The sequence below is a fragment of the Candidatus Goldiibacteriota bacterium HGW-Goldbacteria-1 genome (genome assembly GCA_002839855.1).
In the GTDB taxonomy this organism is placed as follows: domain Bacteria; phylum Oederibacteriota; class PGYV01; order PGYV01; family PGYV01; genus PGYV01.
Window position 1 is genome coordinate 24,887 of the sequence record PGYV01000012.1, and the last position, 21,378, is coordinate 46,264.

19 protein-coding genes are annotated in these 21,378 nt (G+C 41.5%); 1 reads left to right on the forward strand and 18 read right to left on the reverse strand.

Annotated elements, in window-relative coordinates; all coding sequences use genetic code 11:
- Window positions 1–125 precede the first annotated feature (125 nt).
- From CVV21_11275 to CVV21_11335, 13 genes are all read right to left on the reverse strand, one after another.
- The gene (locus CVV21_11275) at window positions 126–575 is read right to left on the reverse strand and encodes a hypothetical protein (GenBank protein PKL90726.1); all 450 of its coding nucleotides are present in this window, start codon (window positions 573–575) and stop codon (window positions 126–128) included.
- A 119-nt stretch (window positions 576–694) separates the two neighbouring features.
- Window positions 695–1,450: a photosystem reaction center subunit H gene (locus tag CVV21_11280; protein PKL90727.1), complete on the reverse strand. Its 756-nt coding sequence runs from the start codon at window positions 1,448–1,450 to the stop codon at window positions 695–697.
- A gap of 364 nt (window positions 1,451–1,814) precedes the next feature.
- A complete protein-coding gene (locus tag CVV21_11285; GenBank protein ID PKL90728.1) occupies window positions 1,815–2,735 on the reverse strand; it encodes a hypothetical protein in 921 nt (306 codons plus the stop codon).
- A 179-nt stretch (window positions 2,736–2,914) separates the two neighbouring features.
- Window positions 2,915–3,211: a hypothetical protein gene (locus CVV21_11290; protein ID PKL90729.1), complete on the reverse strand. Its 297-nt coding sequence runs from the start codon at window positions 3,209–3,211 to the stop codon at window positions 2,915–2,917.
- A 79-nt stretch (window positions 3,212–3,290) separates the two neighbouring features.
- Window positions 3,291–5,000: a hypothetical protein gene (locus CVV21_11295; GenBank protein ID PKL90730.1), complete on the reverse strand. Its 1,710-nt coding sequence runs from the start codon at window positions 4,998–5,000 to the stop codon at window positions 3,291–3,293.
- Between the two features lie 78 nt (window positions 5,001–5,078).
- On the reverse strand, window positions 5,079–5,771 hold the full coding sequence (locus CVV21_11300) for a hypothetical protein (GenBank protein PKL90731.1): 693 nt from the start codon (window positions 5,769–5,771) through the stop codon (window positions 5,079–5,081).
- 9 nt (window positions 5,772–5,780) lie between these two features.
- Window positions 5,781–7,115 (reverse strand): hypothetical protein, encoded by a 1,335-nt coding sequence (locus CVV21_11305; GenBank protein ID PKL90732.1) that lies wholly within the window; start codon window positions 7,113–7,115, stop codon window positions 5,781–5,783.
- Between the two features lie 85 nt (window positions 7,116–7,200).
- The gene (locus CVV21_11310; GenBank protein PKL90733.1) at window positions 7,201–11,115 is read right to left on the reverse strand and encodes a hypothetical protein; all 3,915 of its coding nucleotides are present in this window, start codon (window positions 11,113–11,115) and stop codon (window positions 7,201–7,203) included.
- Between the two features lie 454 nt (window positions 11,116–11,569).
- On the reverse strand, window positions 11,570–11,941 hold the full coding sequence (locus CVV21_11315; GenBank protein ID PKL90734.1) for a VapC toxin family PIN domain ribonuclease: 372 nt from the start codon (window positions 11,939–11,941) through the stop codon (window positions 11,570–11,572).
- Entirely contained in the window at window positions 11,941–12,189 is a 249-nt protein-coding gene (locus CVV21_11320) for a hypothetical protein (GenBank protein ID PKL90735.1), read from the reverse strand. Before CVV21_11320 ends, CVV21_11315 begins: the two co-directional genes overlap by 1 nt.
- A gap of 205 nt (window positions 12,190–12,394) precedes the next feature.
- Window positions 12,395–12,826, reverse strand: coding sequence for a polyketide cyclase (locus CVV21_11325; GenBank protein ID PKL90736.1), 432 nt, complete (start codon window positions 12,824–12,826; stop codon window positions 12,395–12,397).
- A gap of 102 nt (window positions 12,827–12,928) precedes the next feature.
- Window positions 12,929–14,374: a hypothetical protein gene (locus CVV21_11330; GenBank protein ID PKL90737.1), complete on the reverse strand. Its 1,446-nt coding sequence runs from the start codon at window positions 14,372–14,374 to the stop codon at window positions 12,929–12,931.
- A gap of 43 nt (window positions 14,375–14,417) precedes the next feature.
- Complete coding sequence (locus tag CVV21_11335; protein ID PKL90738.1) at window positions 14,418–15,611, reverse strand: hypothetical protein; 1,194 nt, start codon at window positions 15,609–15,611, stop codon at window positions 14,418–14,420.
- 128 nt (window positions 15,612–15,739) lie between these two features.
- Between CVV21_11335 and CVV21_11340 the strand changes: the two genes are divergently transcribed.
- The gene (locus tag CVV21_11340) at window positions 15,740–17,071 is read left to right on the forward strand and encodes a hypothetical protein (GenBank protein PKL90739.1); all 1,332 of its coding nucleotides are present in this window, start codon (window positions 15,740–15,742) and stop codon (window positions 17,069–17,071) included.
- A 177-nt stretch (window positions 17,072–17,248) separates the two neighbouring features.
- On the opposite strand, the gene CVV21_11345 is transcribed toward CVV21_11340, so the two are convergent.
- The 5 genes from CVV21_11345 to CVV21_11365 form a co-directional block, all read right to left on the reverse strand.
- A complete protein-coding gene (locus tag CVV21_11345; protein ID PKL90740.1) occupies window positions 17,249–18,061 on the reverse strand; it encodes a hypothetical protein in 813 nt (270 codons plus the stop codon).
- On the reverse strand, window positions 18,058–18,687 hold the full coding sequence (locus CVV21_11350; protein PKL90741.1) for a hypothetical protein: 630 nt from the start codon (window positions 18,685–18,687) through the stop codon (window positions 18,058–18,060). Before CVV21_11350 ends, CVV21_11345 begins: the two co-directional genes overlap by 4 nt.
- Before the next feature lie 195 nt (window positions 18,688–18,882).
- On the reverse strand, window positions 18,883–19,548 hold the full coding sequence (locus tag CVV21_11355) for a hypothetical protein (protein PKL90742.1): 666 nt from the start codon (window positions 19,546–19,548) through the stop codon (window positions 18,883–18,885).
- Between the two features lie 81 nt (window positions 19,549–19,629).
- A complete protein-coding gene (locus CVV21_11360; GenBank protein ID PKL90743.1) occupies window positions 19,630–19,827 on the reverse strand; it encodes a hypothetical protein in 198 nt (65 codons plus the stop codon).
- Between the two features lie 95 nt (window positions 19,828–19,922).
- Window positions 19,923–21,230: a hypothetical protein gene (locus CVV21_11365; protein ID PKL90744.1), complete on the reverse strand. Its 1,308-nt coding sequence runs from the start codon at window positions 21,228–21,230 to the stop codon at window positions 19,923–19,925.
- Window positions 21,231–21,378: the final 148 nt, after the last annotated feature.

Consider the following 21,378-nt stretch of genomic DNA (forward strand, 5'->3'; position numbering starts at 1 on the left):
ACTTAAAGCGCTGTTTGGTTATTATACAATATACTGTTAAATACGCAAAACAATAAAAAGCAAACGCCCTGTCCGGGGTTTGTACCCAAAACAGGGCGTTTGCTTTATTAGAAATTAAACTGCTGTTATCTGCGGCTTAAAACAATCTTATCACCGAGCATTAAAACTGCAGCGCTTTTTTCAAGTTCGCTTAACGATTCAAACGAATATATTTTAAGCGCCGGGCTGTTTGCGGAAATATCAATGCCGGTTTCTTTTGACACAATATCCTCTATGTCTTTAACAGTACTGTTATCCGGGTCAAACGAGACCTTTTTCATATCTTCCGGTTCCATGCTTCCGTAAGTCCCCGGCAGGTAAATACATCCGGTCGAAAAATCAACAATGTATGCCACAATTCCCGGAACAACAAACAGCAGTACGCAAAGCCCGTCCATAACGGCAACGCTTACATCAATCTGACCGCCCTTCTGCCCCGCACGTTTCGGGTACAATATGGTTCCGCACCCCACAAGGACAAATACCAACAAAACACAGACCGTTAACCTTAATATCCCTGTTAACTTCCCCGTCATAAAACACCCCCTTAAAGGATTTTTTTTCCCTGAATAATAATACAATTATTACTATTACCCGCTATTAATTTATTACATATTCATTTTCTTAACAATACATTTTGACACAATAATTTGTTTTACTTTTCCCAGTACTTGGGCCTTCCGTGGTAATCATACAACCTTGTCTCATATCCCCTGTTTACCGGCGACGAAGGGTCATAAACGGGGCTCTGCTTAAGCGTTTCTTTAGTAACGCTTACCCTGACACTTTCCCGTTTCCATTCAAACTCGTCAACCCATGACGGATCAACCAACACCTTGCCTCCGGGCAGCCAGGAATTTGTATCTATGACAAGATAATGCGCCTGCCATGTCTCGTCATCAATAATGATGTCCTCTACATTACCAACTTCTCCGTCTTTGGCCTGTATTTTATACTTAATAAGGCCTTGTACGCTGAACAGGTGCGGGTCAACATTTTTTTCTTCAGGCTCTTCTTCGGGTTCTTGTGTTATTTTTCCAGGATTAATACCCGTGATAACCGGGCTGCCGTAAATAGACTGCTGCTGCCAATAGACAGGCCAGCTGAAATGTTTAAGCAGTTTGTCCTCTTCCTGCCTGTTTACCGGTTTTTTCAAGTCAATATCCGGACACTTGGCAAGCATGTCCGAAGAAATATCAAATACAAAACTCTTGGTTTCCCAGTCCGGGGCCTTAATCAGTGCTTTCGGAGTTACAAGAACACTTTTACCCGGTATTTGTTTATCCAGTTTCACCACAAGGTACCTTATAATCCACAACTTGTTATCAAAAAAGAAATCTTCCACACTTCCCATTTCATCTTCCGGCGTCAGCGCGCTGTACCCTTTAAGACTCTTTAAGCTTCTTAACATTTTTAAGCCTCCTTCAATTCAAATTTTCAATATGTTAATGTTTAATAATTATTACAGCCAAACAAGTATTTTGTAATGCAAATACTCTGTCAGACATTGACTTTTTTCGCCTATTTCGTTTTCCTGAATTTTATCCTGTTTTTGACTTTATATACGGTTTCATAGGCTTTTTTAAGATTTTCAGGTAATCTTTTAATATATATAATACTCCCCTCATTAGAAAAATCAGAATTTTCTGTCAATCCGGATAGATTTTATTTTCTACGGATTTAGGATGTATCATCAAAGTATTTTTTCGTTAATTATCAACTGTTTAAGTGTTTAAGGCCTGACGTCAAACAGGGCATTTAAAGGACCAAACCGCCTATTCAACCTTAAAATTAATCATAACCGGCTGAAAATTTAAAACCGAAGGATGCGAATTTGGGTCTTCGGAATGCCAGTTCGGCGAGTGCGCTTCCACCGTATAAGCCGAAAGCGGTATATTTACGTCTTTAACACATTGATTGGACGCCTCATTACATGTAAAACCGGTATATTCCGTGCTGCCCACTTTTACGCGCCAGTCAGTCATAATTATTGACGGCTGGGCAAAACACGACACCTTATATGGTATTATAATCTTTTTTATCCTTCTGCCGGCGCAATATGAATTGATTTGATTCTGCGCTATCGAGCCCGCCCATTTAGCCCCTGACTGCAGCTGATTCCACGCAAGGCTTACAAGCAGCTGCCCCTGCGAAAGGCAGCTTGTACTTGTCCCCGGGGTTGGTGTATTTGCGGGGCTAATTCCGGGAATATACTTAAAACGGACAAAAAGGTTTGAATTATTTATGCTTCTTCCCTTTGTATCTGCCCCGGATACAAAAAAGCCGTAAACATCCCCTACGGCTCCGGCTAGCCCGGTTATGCGCTGCCCGTATGATGACACCATACATTTATTTAAAAATTGTTTTTCCTGCCATGGCTGGTAAAACACCATGCGGTCATCGTGTTCTTTTCTCCACGATGTTTTAACAGACATAATACAGGCGCTGCTTTTCGCTGATAAGTAAGCCTGAAAAGGTATACCTGCCGGAAATTCATCATAATTAATTGTATACGAATTGCTGCCTTCCTGAAAATTTGCCTGATAAGATTTAGGAACATTACCTGCGCGGTAATTTAGCGTGATAGAGTTAATTATTTCCCCGTCTTTGGGCTTGCAGCAGCACCCCGAACATCCCGTAAAAGCGGCAGCAACAGCCAAAACACACAACAAAAAAAAATGAAAACTGATTTTCATAATACCCCCCCTCTATGTTTTAATATATTTTTATCACTCTGTTGTAAATATAACAAACGGCAAAACTGACCGTCCGGCATAAAAAATAACGTTTAATTTGTTTTTTTATCCTGCTGCCGTAAATAAAACAGAAACAAAAAAGATTACAATCTTTAACGTAATATTATACTGTTTAATCCCTACTGCGGTGTGAATATAACCTGATCAAGATATGCTTTATCGTCATTTCCCGAGAGCGATAAATCCTTTTCATAAACCCACCTTATTGTGCTGGTGCCGTCTATAAAGACGGAAACCTGCGCCCAAGCCGTGTCTCCCGATATACTTTCCTGCTCTACTCCATCCGCAATCCATTTAAATTCATCATAATCAGGCTCCGATGATACGCGCCACCAGAAAGACAAAGTCCCGGTGCCTGTTACTACCGCTTCTATATACGCGGCGCGTCTGTCATCTAAAGTATTTGTTGAAGCCATGTCTGTTCCGTCATGGCTTAGAACATCAGTTTTTCCCGTCCATAATCCGTCCCCACCCGCCGTGAATGTAATACCCGTATTATCTTACGCGCACCAATTTTGACATTTCCGACTTTTTTTCAGATTCGGTGCATGCTGTCACTTTGTAAATAAACAATCCGGAAGCAGCATCTTTATTTGCCCGGTTTTTACCTTTCCAATAAAACCTGTTATACCCGGCAAGCGCGTTTATACCCTGCTTTTCCAGAAGGACTTCACCGGATACCGTAAATATTTTAACACTTACAACCGCATCAACTGACAGCCAGTAAATGATATCCGTATCATACTTAAACGGATTCGGATAATTTCCCTTAAGTATAAGCATAAGCGGCGGCGGAGTATTTGTGGCAGTTGCCGTAGGAACGGCTGTGGATGTCATTGTAACGGTTTCTGATGCTGTAGCCGTGCAGGTGGCAGTCTGTGTCGCTGTCTCGGTTGCGGTTAACGTGGCCGTCATAGTTGCAGTCAAAGTGGGCCTTATATCCCTGACTGCCGAACCTCCCGGATAACCGTACGATTCATAACTTGCGTTGCCGTAAACATATACCCCAAAAGGATCAGGAGCAGATAGTTCATGAACACCCTGCGAAACATAAATTCTTACATAATAATAAGGGCTTCCCGTAACGGCACTATAATCCCCTGCCGGCACAGGGTTCCCATCAAGGGTCAGCAGTCCGACAGAAGCTAAAGGAGCAATAATATTAATGTAATTTGTGCCAATTGACGGGTTAACGGTGCTTACGATATAAGAATTCCTGAACTGTTCGCACGGAATCACGGTTATCATGGACGGGTCCTTTCCGCCGTAGTCAACACTGTGCATATACTGCATGACTTGTGCCGGTTTGCTTGTTGTTATTCTGGACGGCATGGAAAGCGCAGTCTGGTAAAATTTTCCCCTGTTTATGGTTGCAACAACAGCCCCATTTATGTTTACCGCCGTCCCGTCGCTTAAAGCCACAACCCTGTAAGTATCATTTATCATATAATTACCGGTAGGAGCCGTGATAAATTCTTTACCCCAGCTGTATGCCGGAAAATTCTGTTCAACAATGTGATCGCTTGAAGACCCCGCAAGTGTCATTGACGGCACAAAAACATTTTCATGAGCCGAAAAAACAGCTATAGGTTTATCCGCGGTAACATGCGTGCCTGTAAGATCAAGATTTTCATAGAGCTGATATGCATCCCCCTCATTAAGCACTATATTAAAAGGAACTCCCGCCGGCCTTGAACCTGTGCTGACAGAAGGGTTAATAGTAACAGTCGTATTATTTTCCGACGCGGCGACTCCCATTTCCGGATCAGTGGTGAAATTCCCGAACGTTGAAATAAAATATTCCGTACCAAGGGCACTGACCGGTATGCCCAAAAAACCATCGGATGAATAAGTTGCCATATTGTAACCGTATACAACGACATCATTATCCGCCGTTATGTGAACCGCTTTTTGCTCTATACAATCATGACATGTAACATAAGCATCAACGGGAAGCGCAACCTTTGTTCCCACGCCGGGGGATACCGTAAACGGCTGAGAAAATGACAGTCCCGGAATTTCAACCGTGCCCGATGTATTTACAGCGCTCAGTATTATCAGATATTTTGACGATGACGCGGAGCCGGCCCTGTTAAACATAAGCCGGAATTCCGTGCCGCTGATATTTTCCGCGGCGCGTAAAGGGAGAGCCGTATAAAATATTATAATCAAAAAAATTAAAATCTTACTGCAGTTTAACTTCATACAATCCCCTGTTATTGATATAGCCCACTAAGCCAATTAATTATTATTTGATGAATAATAAAAAGATTTTTTCCGGCCCTAACGCAAAACCGCGAATTTACCTTTTTTTATACCGCCGCTGCCGTCAGATATAACATAAACATATACTCCCGGTACAAAAGCGCTGCCATTAAGATTGCATGAAAAACCGGGTGATTTGTCATCCTTTATTGCCGTATAAACAAGTTCCCCGTTTAAATTATAAATTCTAATTACCGCTTTTTCTGTAAGATTTACAAAAAACAAAATATTATTTCCCCTGTCCATCCTTAAAGGCGACGGATAACAATAAGCGCCGGATAAATTGGCGGCAAAAAGTTCCGGGGTTGGCGTGGGTGTACATGTAACCGTTGCGGTTACAGTTGGGGTAAATGTATTTTTTGGGGTCAGTGTAATTGTCGGCGAGCAGGTGGCTGTATTTGTTTTTGTCTGTGTCATTGTCGCTGTAGCCGTAATTGTTTCCGTTGACGTAATTGTGGCCGTCACAGTGGCGGTATTAGCAGGCGCGGCAGGATGCAGGTAACCCGAATAAAGTATATACCCGGAAGATGAAGAAGTCTGAACAGCAATCTGCCCCACTGCATTCAACAACTTATACGACAAAGAAGAAGATGTATTTCCACCTCCATCAAGGACATTTTTAACAATCGTATAATTCGCGGATGACTGCGCGTTTAAAGAAAAAACGCTAAATATTAAAAAAGCCGCTAAAAAAAAGAAAACTTTTTTCATCTTTTACCCTTAAAAAGACGGCATGGCAGTCCCGTCGCTGCGCATATTAAAATTACCGCGCGGGCCGGCGGCGCCCCATACAGGCAGGGCGCCTGTAGCACCGTTCACAATATCTTTAGCGGGCGCACCTTTATGAAAAACATTGTTCGCAACACTGCCGGTTCCCCCTGCTGTAAGAAATATTCCGACTGAAGCTGTAGTGCCCGCCGCACCCGTTGTAACATATCTGATAGTATTGCCTGTTATGTAGCAGTCAATAAACGGCGTACCGGAATCTGTTATACCCCTGGAACCGGAAGTACTTGCGGGAAGTACAGAATATGCAATATCTATTAAATTATCCTTTACATAACAATAACTTGAACCGGCCAGATTAATTCCTTTTGCCGCGCCGGCGCCATATCCAATTATTTGATTTCCTTGTGCGACACAATTAACCGAACCCGAAAAATCTATACCAAAATTTATATTTTGCCCTTCAATAACACAGTTTTGTACACGTGCATCCGTAACATTTGAAGCACTAATGATGTTAAGACCGGTTCCACCCCATATTTTAATATTTTCAAGCGATGAACTTTTGCCCAGTGTTATACCCCCTAAATCAAGTTGCGAACTTTTTGAACTTTCACCCACTACCGAAACGTAATCAGGCAAAATCACCCTGCCCGAACCGCCGGTTGTGCCGGCTTCATTAAAACGGCCGCCCTGAACTTTTATAACCCACGGAGTGTTAATAGAAGGCGCAGGCGTCAAAGGCCCCTCGGTTGAATAAGTACCCTGCCCCAATATTCTATCAACCGCACGCGAAACAGAGCCTTCGTCGCCGCCGTCATAAGCCACTGTAAGCACCTGGGTATAAACAACTTTTCTGGCAGCCATAGCATAAGGAACTGATGTCATTTCCTGACGCGGAGAAAGTGTTTCCCATGCTGACGAACCTACATCAGTAAACCGTATTTCAATATAGTATTTTTTTCTGAAATCAACATTATATCGTATGCTTGAATTACCGGTAGAGGTATAATAATATTTAAACACTCCTCCTTCTCTTTCAGTTGTCGATCCGAATATATGGTTAAAATAACCGTTTGATATATTAACAGATGAACGTATTGTACTTGCCATCATATTACCGCCTGTTAAAGAATCATAAATTAAAATATTGATGTCTTTTAATCCGTTTATAGGCACCCCGGCACTGTCTGTAATATACCCCTGATAATTGATTTCAGCCGGAACTTTTGTTGTCAAATCAGTTTCATACACTTGAACCGCCATAAGACTTGATGTAAACAACAAAAATACACTTAATAAAAATTGAATTCTGCCCATTTTAAACATTATAATTCCCCCTATATTTTCAACTGTCAAAAGCCCTATTCAGGATTAAGGCCTAAAACAGGGCTTTTGAAATATTAAACCGCACTTATTTAAGTATTATTAAACTTGAAATTCCGCTTGCGGATTTTTTGCCGGTTTTATCCTCTGCCGTTATCACAAAATAATAACTGCCGGACGCCAGATTTAAAAGCACAGGCGCGGGAACTTCCATTGTCCTTATCCCCGGCCAGGCAGAACCTGCAAAAGTAAATTCCTTAACACAGCGCAGCGACTGGGTGTAAACCTTTATGCTTACACTGCTGTGCCCGCCGGTGAAAGATGCCCTTATCCTGAAAGGCAATCCAAGATTCGGATTATACGGGTTTGGGAATACAAATTCATCCTTAATTTCAAGGTCTTTGGAACCCGCCGGCGTTAAAGTCGGCGTGGGCGTAAATGTGTTTTCCGGAGTGTTAGTATAAGTGGCCGTATTTTCAGGTGTATTTGTCGGCGTGTGGGTGTATGTGGATGTGTCAACAGGAGTGTTTGTTGAAGTCCATGCATTAGTATTAGTGTGCGTGGGAGTATTTGTGGATGTATATGTGCGTGTAAAAGTATTGGTTGCGGAATACGTTGAAGTGTGCGTGAACGTTTCAGCCGGGATATCTGTCGGCGTATTCGTCGCGGTATCAGTATGCGTTGCCGTAACAGCGGGAGTATTTGTCAACGTGTGCGTATTTGCCCCTGTCGGCATATCTGTGGCCGTATGTGTGGATGTGTACGAAGGCGTATGTGTTGACGTTTCAGTTGGTATATCGGTTGTTGTGTCAGTAGGCGTGTTTGTATAAGTCTGCGTAGGCATGTCTGTTGCTGTATCTGTCGCGGTAAATGTATGGGTAAAAGTCGGCGTATTTGTCGCGGTGTCCGTGAACGTATATGTCTGTGTGTTCGTGGGCAGCGGCACGCCTATTGCCAGATTATTGCTTGTGACAACCCCGCTTGTTACCGGCCATGTCCCAACAGAGTCAATACCGCCCGCGCTTGCCTGCAATGTAACAACTCCCTGCGATGCCGCAGTATATATCCAGGTAAACGAAGCGGTTGCTCCCGCAGGTATGGTTACCGCTATAGACGGCGCCAAAACCAGCGTCACGCTTCCCGTACCCGAAGGCACAAGGCCTGAAGGCAATACATCAGAGGCGGCGCCTGTACCTGTGTTTTCCACCTGCATTATTACCGTTATGGTATCGCCCGTATTTACAGTGTCAGGAGAAACATTTATTACGGCTGTCAGGTACGCCCCTGTTGTTGCCGTGGGCGTCGGCGAGTCAGTTGAAGTAAGCGTAACAGTAACTGTCGGGGTAATGGTGGTTGTTATTGTCCCGGAATTAGTGGGCGTTGCGGAAAGTGTCCGTGTAACTGTGTTAGTTGCCGTGTTTGGCTGCTGCGTTCTTGTGACGGTCTGCGTTGCGGTTCTTGTAAAAGTGAATGTCTGAACAGCAGTGTTTGTAACCGTGACCGTACGCGTGGCAATTAAAGTATTTGTTGCCGTATTGGTAAGAGTTATAACCGGTGTTGATGTTCTTGTAATTGTCCTTGTAGCCGTGGACGTTGCCGTCCTTGTGGCTGTCCTTGTATATGTGCGTGTAAAAGTCCGCGAATATGTTGCGGTGTGTGTATAAGTGGGCGTATTAACAGGCGAAGAATATCCCATAATTGATATGGCGTTAAACAGCGCGCCGTCCACGGTTGCACTTGAAGTTATGTCAAGCCTGCCGTCAGTCACGGTTACTATTACCGTAACGTCGTGTGCGGTTTTAGCGCCGACCGCGGCTACAATATCCAGATTATCAACGACAGTAACACCTTCAATTAATACATCAAAAATCCTTGAACCCGTTCCTGTAAAATACATCTCCGCGAATTTTAAAGTAACCTGATAAGTGCCGTTGGGCAGTGTAAAGCGATAAAACGGGCTTCCCCACCTTTCAAACTGGTAAAGCGTATCATCCGTGGTCCCGGCTACGCCATTGGCTGAATTATCGGCAACTCCGCCGCCGCCTTCATACCCCCACGAACCTGTTGTAAAAGCCTTGTCTGCCTGCCATATCTTGCCCGCGCCGTCAGTATATTGGGCGCCGCCGCAGTTAACCCGCATTTCATAAGCAGGCGTGGGTGTTTTTGTAAAAGTAGGCTGTAACGGATCCCACGTGGGCGTGTTAGTGGGCGGTGAACAGCCGCCGGCAGCAACCGTCTTAAGGGCGGCAGGCGCGTTTAAAAGCACCACGTCGTCAATCCAAAGGTCATAATTATAAGGCGCGCCTGTCTGGCCTTCCGTCTGCCACTGAATTGTATCAACAGCAGAAAGCGCCATTGTTTTTGTTACGGTTTTGTCTCCCCAGCCTTCCTGTGAAAATAACAGGCTGGAGAAATCAACAGTTACTTTCTGCCACGAAGTTCCCGCGGTAAAGACATAACCGTACATGTCTTCGTCTAACTTTCCGCCGAATGCCTGCGGTGAATTTATTTTCAGCCTGAAATCCCTGGACTGGCTGCTTTTACACCAGAAACTTATTCCGGTGGCCGTGCTTATGTTAACGGGTCCTTCCGGTTCCACAAGCGGAAGCCCAAGCCCTGTAAATCCGTATAAGAACGTAGTGGTGACCACGCCCGTAATACGCGCGGCGTAATCGCCCGCGCCGTTGCGTCCCGGCTGCTGCATGTAGAATTTCTGAACCGGCAGTCCAAGATCTTCCCAATGGTCCTTTGACCATGGAACTATCTGCGAGTTTCCATGCGGATTGGCCACACAGTCCTTATCAGTACAGTCATTACTGTCATCGTATGAATACCAGTATGTACAAATATTGCTGGTGTCATCCCCATCCGTCATGCTGTCCAGGCGCAGGTCTGTTGCCGGAATTGTCTCTGTTGGTATAGGGGTCAGCCCATTGCTGGTAGGCGTAGGGGTTGGAACAGAACATGTGCCAAAACTATCAGCGGGACTTGAAATCTTTCCCATGACATAAGAACCGGTCGGTTTCAGCGATGTCCAGTTCTCTGAAGTGCACGCTCCAACATTCAGCATGCCTGAAGTTTCCGGAGCCTCTGACCATGACCATGCGCACCAGCTTATTTTAGGGCCGCCTGTATTACCGGCCATTATGTTTATAAATTCATCTGCCCTGGTATTGTTTGTCCCTCCCGCGCCCGATGCCTCTGTTGTACCCCACTCGGTAACAAAAATAGGAAGCTGATTGATATAAGGAGTAAGCATGCTTGTGTCATGAGTTGCCGCGTAAAAGTGGAATGTGTACATGATATTGGAATATGAAAGTTTGTTGTTTACAACATCAGAACCAAGCTGTGACCAGTTAGGGGTTCCCACTATTATAACCGAATCAGGATCAATCGCTCTTATAAGCGGTATTATTGTATTTGCATAAGTTCTGATATTTGTCCATGAACCGTCGCCGTTTGTATAGTTTGGCTCATTACATATTTCATAGATTACATTTTTCCTGTCCTTGTGGGCGGTTGCCATGTCGCTCCAGAACTGCTGTGCATATGTCAGATTCACAAGCGGATTGGATTCGCCCATTACATGCCAGTCTATTAGGGCATATATCCCGTTTTGCTCGCATATCTGAACAAGATTGTTAACCTGTGCCGTAAATCCGCTGGGATTTGATATGTATCCAAAAGTGGGGTCATCATCCGGATAAACCGCAATTCTGAAAATATCAATTCCGGCAGTATTTGCAAGATACTGAATAGCCGATTCTGTCGCACAGCAATAATCCATGCAGCTTGCCAAACCATACCACTGAAGCCCATGGCTGGAAACACCCCTAAGCTGTACTGCCTGTCCGCATTCATTTGACAATTGATTACCTATAACCTTCAGCTGCCCGTTTTGTGATAACGGAGTGGAGTATAATAAGGAAGACAGCATCAGAAACATAACCGTCATAAAAATCATCACGCGAAATTTCGCATTCAAAACAGTTTTTCTTATCATAAAACCCCCGTCTAAGGTTATTATTAAAGCGTTTAAATAAAGTATCAAAAAAAAGGAATTTGCTTTCCCGAATTGATTTTAATACAATAAATCATGGTGTCAAGGAAATATTTGGTGTTTTTCCGGATTTTTGGCAAAGTGAAAATGTCCGCTTTTAACCTTTTATCTTCACCTCTGATAATCCTTAAAATCATCAGACCGAAAATCACGCACCGTCATTAACCGGTTGTTGTCGTTTAAAGTAGAGACGCAATACATTGCGTCTCGTTTTTCGTTGTTAAACCCAAGACAAAAGACAGAAAGCAAACGCCCTATCCTCAGTTAAGACCCACGACAGGGCGTATTGAATTATAAGTTTCCACATCATTTAACAAATAAAAATTATAAGCAATACCTGGCACATTAACTTTCTACTTTCAGGGCCCGGCGTGGTAATTTTATTTTCAAAAAATAATCAATATTCCGGAGTTATAACCCTTACCCTTTTATCCGGATAATGCTTTTTATTACGCGTTATAAGGGGTATATTTCTCTTTATTGCGATTGCGGCTATCAGGCAGTCATACAACTCTAAAGAGTGGCCTTTTGACCTGCGTTTTATATCAAGGGCAATTTCAGCTGTCTCTTTTTCAACACCAACCGTTTTAAAAGCATTTAAAAACATCAGTGTTTTTTCATCTTCATGTTCTCTCATTCCAAACAGTATTTCACCATAGGTAATAACGCTTATCAGGTTTTCCATGCCGGAATATTTTAATACGGCCTCTTTTGCCCCGGCCTTACCACGAAGGATATCAATTAAAACATCCGTATCAAATAACGGCATCAGATTTTTCTGCCTTTGCGCATCTTTCTTACATAATTATCAGTTCCGTTTTTAAGTTCGGGATGTTTTTTATCACTCCAGGCCCCATAACCCGCCTCAATATCTTCTGAAAAATGCTGTGCTTCAATATAATTTTCTATCGCCTCTGTTACGATTGTGGAAAAATTGGTTTTTTTCCGTTTTATAATAGGAACAAGGGAATCTAAAACAGATTTTTCAAGCCTTAATGCCTTCAGCTGCGTTTTCATACCATCCTCCTTTTTATCCTGTATACAAGTATATCAGAAAAAGATGATTTCGTATAACAAAAAGTTAAAAATCGTTATACACAAGAGAAATGTAATAAGATGCATTTACTTTCCACTTTTAACCCCGGATAAGGCGTTTAGTATTATGCATTTCACAATATTTTAGTTTAAAAAGAACTGTAAGCAAGGGCTGACCCCATCGCTTTTAAATACCCAGCTGGCTGAACATCGTCTGTTTATCCCAGTATCCGTGCTGCGAAATAATCTTCCCTTCCCTAAACTGAAAAACTTCACATCCGCGCATATTAAAACCGCGGCCTGTGGGCGGATGCCCCGCAAAATCACCGCTCATTGTGCCTTTGAATACCCATTCAATCGCCGCCCCGTCACCGTTTTCCAGCAGTTTTTCAACTTCAAGGCGGATATCAGGGAAAGCCTGAAAAGTCTTTTTATATACAGCCCGGATACCTTCCCGTCCCTGTACAGGGCTTGGGTAAGGAATCTGCGTATTGACCGCATCATCATGGTATAACTCCGCGATGGCATCCGCATTATGGCTGTTATAAGCCTCCGCCCACTTTTCAACAAGGTGTTTGAATGAATTACTCCCCGGATGTGCCATACAACCCCCTTTCATTAATGTTATTTTATTACATCAGATTTAAAATTAAAGTTACCGCAGCACGGGTAAAATCAACCCCTGACAAAGATAAAAGTTATCAGCAAGGCCTGCCCCCGTTCACTTATCCGACGGATGCATTTCAAGCGAATTGCTTATATCCATCATCCGTGGCATTTTGAAATCAGCATCGTTTATATTATTCACCATATCATCAGCCATCTGCGCGTATTTTGTATTTGAACCGCTTTTATTAATCACTTTAAAATATTTCAGGGCCTTGTCAGTATCTGCCTTCGCGGAGTTTATACCCAGAAAGTAATACGCGGCATCATGAATGTAGGCATCGTCATCTTCACAAAGGCCGGACCAGTATTTATCCGCCGCGGACTTATCCGCAAGATTTTGCAGGGCCCACGCGTAGTAATAATCCACTTCCCTTTTTTCATCTTTTGAAAGGGTAACATTGGCATATATTCTGTCCATTACTTTTTTCGACCTGGAATAAAGGCTGTATTTTAAAAGGTCATACGCCAGATTAATATTAATGATAAGCGATTTCGGATTCTCTTTACCCATTATTTCAAGAGCAAACATACGAAGGTTGCTGTCAATATTACTTATTTTCAGGGTTTTCAGATCGGCTTTATCGCCCTGCCCGATAAATAAATTAATGAATTCAACATCATTATCTTCGCCTTTTTTGAATTGCTTCAGGGTGTTTGCCCAGGAAGGCTTTTTATAGAGCCGCTGATACATCCCCTTGTATGCAAGATGATAATCATTGCCTTCAAGTTTGGAATAAATCTCCGCCGCTTTCAGTGCTTTGGCATATTGTTCAACCGAAAAATAAATAGAAGTAACAGTCATTGCCGTAATGCTGTCAACATTCCCGATTTCCATACACTTATCAGCGTACTTCACCGCCTTTTCGTAATCGCCTTCACGGACATACAACACCGCAAGGTCGTTTGAAAACAGTGATTCTTTCGGGTAAATTTCTATCAATGTTTTATAGACCTTTACAGCAGAATTAAAATCCGCCCTTTTATACAGGTTTACGGCGTAATCCCCAAAATTCGCTATCATATCGCGGTTGTCCGGAAACTGTGCCTTCATGCGCTTTATCATCCCTATAAGTTTGTCTGTATTATATGAAACCGAGTACATATGGCAAAGCGTGTAATAAGATGTCAGCCAGTCCGGTTTTGCCTTTATCGCCTTTATCAAATACCCCTCTGACACGGCAGCTGTTTCTTTATCTACAGTATAAGGAAGGCCTCCCGTATATGCGGCAGCACGGGAGAATATAGATTCATCAAAATTGCGGAAAATTGCCACATCACCTTTATTAACAAGATACCGGGACAGATATATGCTTGATTTAAGCGTGTAGCCCTCGTGGACATTCTTACCGGATTTTATCATAGAATCCGCAAGGGCATCCGCGCTGTCAAATTCCGCTTCGCCGATAAGCGAGCAGCCTTTGCTGTATTGTTCGGAATCACCGAAAGCAAAAGCGCAGAATAAAGTCAGAATTAACATAATAAATAAAGTCCTTTTCATAAACCCTCCTCAACGTGTAAATAACGATAATAATCCCTTTTTGCTATTTTTCCTTGTCTTTCTGCTTCAATACGTTTTTTAACAAAGAAGCAAGCCATGAACGGGCGCCGGCATCCAGATCTTTTTCATTTTCATAGGCAAAGTAACAGTAATCAAAAACCAAATCATGCCGGCTGCAGTTGCTTAACAGTGATTTTACCGCGGCGCCAAAGATAGCACCTTTTAAAAGTTCTTCTTTATCTTTCTTGGTGGGGCTGGTGATATTTTTATAATTATCCACCCTGTCATTATATTTGCCGTATTCAAGGACTTCAACAAGCCGCTTAACCGGTTTATAACTGCCGGTGGCAAAAAACTCCCCCCACAATGCGTCAAGCTGCCCGCCGTCTTCAATACTTTTATATGGATTTTTTACGTACTCGACGTCTTTTATCTTTTCGTAAGCGGTTTTTTCATCGCCCTTAAGGCCGGCAAAAAAATCTTTAAAATCATAATCCGAATACCTAAAAAGCCACAGCAGGTAAAGTTTTGCCTTTAAATCAACTTTCTTATACTCTTCAAGCGCTATTGGCACTAAAAACATATTATTATTAAAAACATTAAGGACAAAAGCAAACATTGGCACAAAAGAACTGTCGCTTTCTGATAATGCACTTTTGCCATAATACAAATAATTGGCTAACACCTTTCCGGGTTCCGGCTTTTTATAATAATTCATCATCCATTCGCCAAGTTCATCGTCATTTTTAACCGGCTCTTCCCCTTCAAACTCCGCAAGCTGAAAATCGCCTTCCAGTTTTTTCTCGCTTCCTTCAATTTTATCTTTAAGCACAGCCTCAACTTTATACTTCCCAAGCGGTTTGTCTTTTTCAAGGTTAATCTTTATGTTTCCGCGGGCAATATAAACTCCTTTAGGATTAAGCCCATCCGTTTCAATTGCGGGTATATCTTTCTGCTGAAAATATATTTCATTTTCAGGATTTGTAACTTTAATATCATAAACAACATTCATATGCCCGTTTTTATCAGCTTTATAATTCCCAAAAACAACATTTATAAAGAAAAATTCATCCTGATAGACTTTTCCCGTTGTCGCGATATTAGGAGCATTCTCATAAACGGTTTTATACCAGTGGTCTTCCAGATTAAAGTTTTTATGGATCAGCAGAACCCCGTCAACCGCAAAAAGATTTAAAGCCGGCAATAAAAACCCCAAAAGTAATATATATTTTTTCATACACCCTCCTGATATTTTAAAACAATTTATTATATTCCCATTTAAACTATTTTGCAATTGACACTTTATCAATTTTACCGCAAAATAAATTGTTTGCAGTTTACTAAACTATACCTGGGAGGGTTTTAATGGAAAAGACAAAAAAGGTTTCTTTTACAGAAAGTGTCAAGGAAGGGGCGCAGCTATACTTTAACAATCTGGCTTTAATTATAATTATTGACCTTATTTCGCTTATACCCTATGCAGTCACTCACTACCTTGCTGCCGCGGGAAAAGCAAGCAGTTCTTTTATTATTCCCGCGATGCTTATAAACGCGTTTCTTATGCTGGTAAACAACGGCGCGCTATACACGTTATTTCATAAATCTTATAACGGCGTTAAAATAAGTTTTTCAGAGGCTTTTATGGCCGGCGTTAAAGTAAGCGGAAAGCTGTTATTGGTAGGATTACTTATAACCGCGGCAATCATGGCGGGTTCTTTTCTGTTAATAATTCCCGGTATAATAATAGCTTTTAAATACTGGTTTGCCGTCATTGCGGTTATCGTGGAAGATAAAGAAATAGGGCCATTAAAACTTAGTTCGCATCTGTCAAAAGGAAACGCCGGAATAATCTTCCTGACCATGCTGCTTTTTGTCCTTGTGTCAGTTTTCACGCCTTTTATTTACAGGTTAGCGCCTGTAAACGCTTTTTTATTCTTTCCTTTAATGATCATTTTCAATCTGTTAAGCACCATAGTCCAGTCAATACAATACATCACTTACGCAAAAATACGCGCGTCCAAAGCCGATGAAATATCGCCTGATAAAATAAAAGCAATAGACTCCGGCGCGGGCTGCGCGATTACAGCCGCGTTAATAATTTTTTTAACAGCCGCCGGAATAATTGCGGCAGTATTTGTCACAAAATCAATCGGTTTTAACAAAATTCTAAAAGCCATTTACGGCAACACCGCGGTTTTATCAGAGGATATCAATTTGCAAATGAACGAAAACTGGTATTTTATCAAGCTGCCTCCGGGCCATTACAGTTACACTGTAATCAGGCATAACGAAACAGGCAAACAAGGAATATACGCGGCAATGATAAGGTCAATTGAACTGACCGAAGTTGAAAAAACGCTTATGGGAGATTCCGGGGTAATCAATTCCCCTTTAAAGCTGATACACGCCCTGGAAGCAAGGATAAATAACGGAAATGAAAGCAATTCAATTCCGGCAAAATGGAACCTTGATGAAAAAATTAAAATATTGCCTGTTATGGTAAACGGCACAAAATGGTCTAAAGCTGTTGTTCCAAACGCGGATGAAAGCACCGGGACAAAATGGAACGTGTTCTTTACCACGAAAAAAGACAGGCTTATCTATCTTTTTTACCGCACCGCGTTTGATAAAACTGATATTAAGACATATACAGAAGACGAAAAAGAGCTGTTTTCACTTTTTGAAATTAAGAAATAAATTCACTATCTTTTAATTAAAAACGCCCTGTCCGTGGTAAACCACCGGACAGGGCGTTTAAAATTTAATAACAAACACGCGACATGCTGTATTTCATCTTTGCATATTCCGCTAAAACCCTTAGTCAGGGCACGGCGCCGGGTTACTTTATAAACACGGCAGGACATGTTTACTTAATTATTCCCCGCTCCAGCTTTTATTCTTTATAAGCTGTTTAAATACCGGCAGCGTAAGCATCTGCGCTTCATTTCTATTTATAAGAAATTTTTCAACATCCGATTTAACCTGTTTAAAATCAACCTTTTCAAGACGTTTTAAAAGCGCCGCAGGCAGATTTGCACTGTCATAAACCGCTTCTTTATTCTCTGTCTGGCGCGCGGCATTTGAAAGCATTTTATAATTAGGCGTTACCTTCTTTGTAAGGTACCACAACAGGTCGTAATAATCCCTTGCCTTTGAATATTTTCGGAACAGGCAGGCGTGCAGTTTGCCGCTGAACAGCGACGGCAAATCGTGGCAGTTAAGCTGAAAAATATAAAATTTATTTATCAGCACGGTCTCATTGCGCCACCCGCCGGGCGGATTCATATCCACTTCAATTTTAACGCTTATATTCTGGGACTTCATACTGCCCGCGCCGGCCTGAGCGATAAGCCCAGGGAATTTTAAAAACAAAAACTTTACCGCCTGCCCTCCGGTTTTTTTATTATATTCAATGCCGCTTTTATTCAGGCTGTTATAAAGCCCTTGGCACATTGCGTCAAAATCAAATCCCTTTTTCAGGGTCAGCGAAAAATCCAGATCTTCCGAAAAACGGTTTAAACCGTGTACAATGCGCAGCGCGGTTCCGCCCACAAATGAAATATTCTTAAACATACCCCGGTCTGAAAGTTCCTTTAAAATAATAACCTGCAGGTTTTCCCTTAGTATGTTTGTTTTCTGCTCTGCCGACTGATTTTTTTCAATATCCTGAAAAATAAGTTCTTTCATTTTTCCCCCTTTTCATAAGCCCGGCGCAGCGTTTCTGCATATCTTGCCGGAAATTTGACGATATAAGCGTTTAGGACTTTTTTATCAAGCAATTTAAGGTTCTGCACCCTGTTTTTTTCAATAAAACCTTCAATAGGTTCTGTTTTAGAACGCCTGCAATATCTAAGATATACAAAATCAAGAAACGCCTTTTCCGGCGCCGCCACAAGTACATTCATTCCATTTTCATCTTTTTGCGGTACAGCGCCGAAAAAAAGCGCGCTTTTAAGGTTGGAATATGAAAACACGCCGAAATGATTTTCAAAAACAGCGGTTTTGGAAGCGGTTACGGATGTCATTTCATGGACAGTCTCCGGAATCATTCCGTAATGGTACATGGCGTATTCCATGCTTACGTATGAAGGAGTATAGATATAATTGGCGATGAAAAACCTGCTTAAAGGGATTTTCCTGTCATTGTCATTAAGCGTGTACAGGTTATTCTTAAGCCTGTACAGATAACCCTTTTTTGTCCATTTATTGATATTATCCCTAAGCGAAGGCCGATTTAAAGCCGCGCCTTCCAGCGCGGAAATATTAAACACAGGTACATTCTGATAACTGTTTTTAAAGTCAATATACTTCATTTCCAAAAACCGCCTTTTTTACATGTTTTTAGAAATATACAATATAAAAGCAGTTTTGTCAATAAAATCCCTTTATCGGTTGAAATTGCCCTGTCACCTGTCATCTCCGCCCCATTCTCTTATACCCAAGTGAGGCCTAACACGTTTACTTGTTTCTCAACTCTCAACTTAGGGTCCGTCCCCTATTATCTTTTCTTACTTATGGGTTTCTTTGATAAGTTTTATGTTCACTTCCGGGCTTCCCGGCGGGCCCTGCGGCCCTCTGTATTTCACCCCGGCGCCGTCTGAAGTTCTAAACCAAAAATCCGCGCTCCAAAACACAGACAAAAATCCCGCCATTCTCATTTCCACTTTTACTGTTTCCGTCGGTTTTCCAAGAACATCAATTGTTTCATTTCCTTTTTTCTCCAGCTTCATGTTAAAAACTTCAAAATCAAAAGGCCTTACCATTGCGAATTCCTGTGATTTCTCTTTTGACAGTGCAAAACTGCCGCCCTGGACAAATATATACTGATAAAGAGGTTTGCCCTCTTCAGACTTAACCGTTTTGCTTATGCTGTTTCCTTTGAAAACTCCCATGGAAAAAATATCATTTCCCATTCTTTCTGTTTTTATATGAATATTGTTTTTATCGTCATCTATTGTAAACCGTAAAGTTTCGCCGTCAGGAGTGTTTACAGCGGTTGTTGTAACGCCGTCAATATTATTATATAAATATGTATCCCCGCCGCGTTTATCAATTATCCATATACTGTCAGATGTTTTTCCGCCTACCGTGACATCAAACAGGTATTCATCCGCCGCCGCCAACAGGGATGTTACCGCAATCATAATAAATACAAATACAAATTTTTTCATCATTTAAACCTCCGCCGTTTTTTTAATAATTTTTCTTAGAATCGCAATTCAATTTTGGAGTCTGACCCCAAATTTGAATTGAGCCTAAAGCAAAAATACAAAGAGAGAAAAAACGCCGCCTATTGCCCCCAATACCAGCAATATTATTGCTATCGCACAGCCTGCAGGCGACCACGCGGATAAGGCATAGCCGTCACCGTCCGGAAACCCGCCAATGCCGATTCCCAAAAACAAACACAAATAAAACGTCAGCGTTCTTGACCTTGCACCATTATTTCCCATAATTTTCCCCTGTTATTAATATTTATTTCCCGCATCCGGCAGTATTAACTCTCCACTCTTATCCGTCTGCTGTTATGCTTTTTCTTGGTGTCGGGTTATTTTAATATAGAAAAATCATTGTCTGTCTGTACAATATAATATTTCTTTTTCGTTTCGTCATTTGAAGTGTATTTGTTTTTTTCGCGGAATTCTTTTTCATAAAACTCTCCAAAAATTATCTGCCTGCCGTCGCTGCAGGTTTTCATATCAATTACTCTTGTGTAATCGCCAACCTTCAGGGAATATGCGCAATTTATATTTAAATCGCTGTCAACATTAAGAATAACGTTGTCGCAGGATGAAAATAAACCAGATGTTTTACAGGTATCACCGCTTACAAAAATATCCCTGTTGGCCGTCTTACAAATTGACCGCATGTCAAAATTCCTGCATAAAGTAGAATATAAATACCCCTTTTTTGGCGTAAACTTCTCAAACTTCATAAGGTATCTCTGCATAGGTGCAAAATCTTCACCATCTAATATTGCTATTGCAAAAATATTATCGTTTACATCCACAAAATCATGCAGCTCCGCGCATCTGACATATCCCCAATCGCGGATGGAATCACCTGCGTTGCCGCTGTATACCGTTTCAAGACGAAGCCCCTCATCAATCCCTTTATTATTCATTGTGATTGTATTAATAGGATTAAGATCCTCATCCATAGAAAACAACAAACCATTTTTCCATAAATTACCGGATACCAAATACTTATTTTCAGAAATAAAAGCAATTTTATACCCTCTTGCAGATTTTGTATGTGTACCTATAAAACTTTCTCTTTTTACTTCTTCCCCCGCAGAATTCATTTTAACAATAAAAACCTTCTCGTTATCATCATTCTCATCATCAATCTGGCCCGTGGCAACAATATCCCCGGCAGGGTTTACTGTAATTGATGTAAAATACCCCTCCTTAATTTTTTCATTAAAGGTTTTATACCACAAAAGTTTGCCCATTTCGTCTATTTTAGCCATAAATGGTTTATCACCTGAACTTCCGGCAAAAACGTATCCGTCTGCAGCGGCAATTATATCAATGCCCCAATCATCTTCAGCTTCCCCAAAATACTTTTTCCACATTATTTTACCGCCGGCATCAGTTTTAACAACAAGAACATCAAAATTACCGTTTTTTAAAGTATCTGATTTACCTATAAAAACATAATTGTTTTCCCTGTTGGTAAAAGTTTCCAGTTCTTCGCCTATTTGTATTTCAAAATTCATTGCTTTTTTAACACTTATTTGTTTCAGCGGAATACATGTAGGTGTCGCAGTTGCCTCCGACTGCTCAGAAAAAGCATGTAAATTCCAGGAAAATAGAAAAACAGACAAACAAATAAAAATCACCCTAATCTTCATTAATCTTCACCCCTTTAAGTCTATCTTTTTTTAAATCAATCAAATTGGTGTCACCCACTTAACCAATTGACAATACCAAAAAAATCCACATTCCGCTATATTTTATTGGAGTTTATTCTGTCAAAGTCATTAGTCAAGGCACGATGTC

Excerpts from the sequence above, each read along its gene's own strand:
- CVV21_11355 (PKL90742.1), bottom strand. The coding sequence starts at position 19,548 with ATGATGAAAAAATTTGTATTTGTATTTATTATGATTGCGGTAACATCC.
- CVV21_11330 (PKL90737.1), bottom strand. The coding sequence starts at position 14,374 with ATGAAAAGGACTTTATTTATTATGTTAATTCTGACTTTATTCTGCGCT.
- CVV21_11315 (PKL90734.1), bottom strand. The coding sequence starts at position 11,941 with ATGCCGTTATTTGATACGGATGTTTTAATTGATATCCTTCGTGGTAAG.
- CVV21_11325 (PKL90736.1), bottom strand. The coding sequence starts at position 12,826 with ATGAAAGGGGGTTGTATGGCACATCCGGGGAGTAATTCATTCAAACAC.
- CVV21_11340 (PKL90739.1), top strand. The coding sequence starts at position 15,740 with ATGGAAAAGACAAAAAAGGTTTCTTTTACAGAAAGTGTCAAGGAAGGG.
- CVV21_11365 (PKL90744.1), bottom strand. The coding sequence starts at position 21,230 with ATGAAGATTAGGGTGATTTTTATTTGTTTGTCTGTTTTTCTATTTTCC.
- CVV21_11310 (PKL90733.1), bottom strand. The coding sequence starts at position 11,115 with ATGATAAGAAAAACTGTTTTGAATGCGAAATTTCGCGTGATGATTTTT.
- CVV21_11285 (PKL90728.1), bottom strand. The coding sequence starts at position 2,735 with ATGAAAATCAGTTTTCATTTTTTTTTGTTGTGTGTTTTGGCTGTTGCT.
- CVV21_11275 (PKL90726.1), bottom strand. The coding sequence starts at position 575 with ATGACGGGGAAGTTAACAGGGATATTAAGGTTAACGGTCTGTGTTTTG.
- CVV21_11345 (PKL90740.1), bottom strand. The coding sequence starts at position 18,061 with ATGAAAGAACTTATTTTTCAGGATATTGAAAAAAATCAGTCGGCAGAG.
- CVV21_11290 (PKL90729.1), bottom strand. The coding sequence starts at position 3,211 with ATGGCTTCAACAAATACTTTAGATGACAGACGCGCCGCGTATATAGAA.
- CVV21_11280 (PKL90727.1), bottom strand. The coding sequence starts at position 1,450 with ATGTTAAGAAGCTTAAAGAGTCTTAAAGGGTACAGCGCGCTGACGCCG.
- CVV21_11335 (PKL90738.1), bottom strand. The coding sequence starts at position 15,611 with ATGAAAAAATATATATTACTTTTGGGGTTTTTATTGCCGGCTTTAAAT.
- CVV21_11360 (PKL90743.1), bottom strand. The coding sequence starts at position 19,827 with ATGGGAAATAATGGTGCAAGGTCAAGAACGCTGACGTTTTATTTGTGT.
- CVV21_11320 (PKL90735.1), bottom strand. The coding sequence starts at position 12,189 with ATGAAAACGCAGCTGAAGGCATTAAGGCTTGAAAAATCTGTTTTAGAT.
- CVV21_11305 (PKL90732.1), bottom strand. The coding sequence starts at position 7,115 with ATGTTTAAAATGGGCAGAATTCAATTTTTATTAAGTGTATTTTTGTTG.
- CVV21_11295 (PKL90730.1), bottom strand. The coding sequence starts at position 5,000 with ATGAAGTTAAACTGCAGTAAGATTTTAATTTTTTTGATTATAATATTT.
- CVV21_11300 (PKL90731.1), bottom strand. The coding sequence starts at position 5,771 with ATGAAAAAAGTTTTCTTTTTTTTAGCGGCTTTTTTAATATTTAGCGTT.
- CVV21_11350 (PKL90741.1), bottom strand. The coding sequence starts at position 18,687 with ATGAAGTATATTGACTTTAAAAACAGTTATCAGAATGTACCTGTGTTT.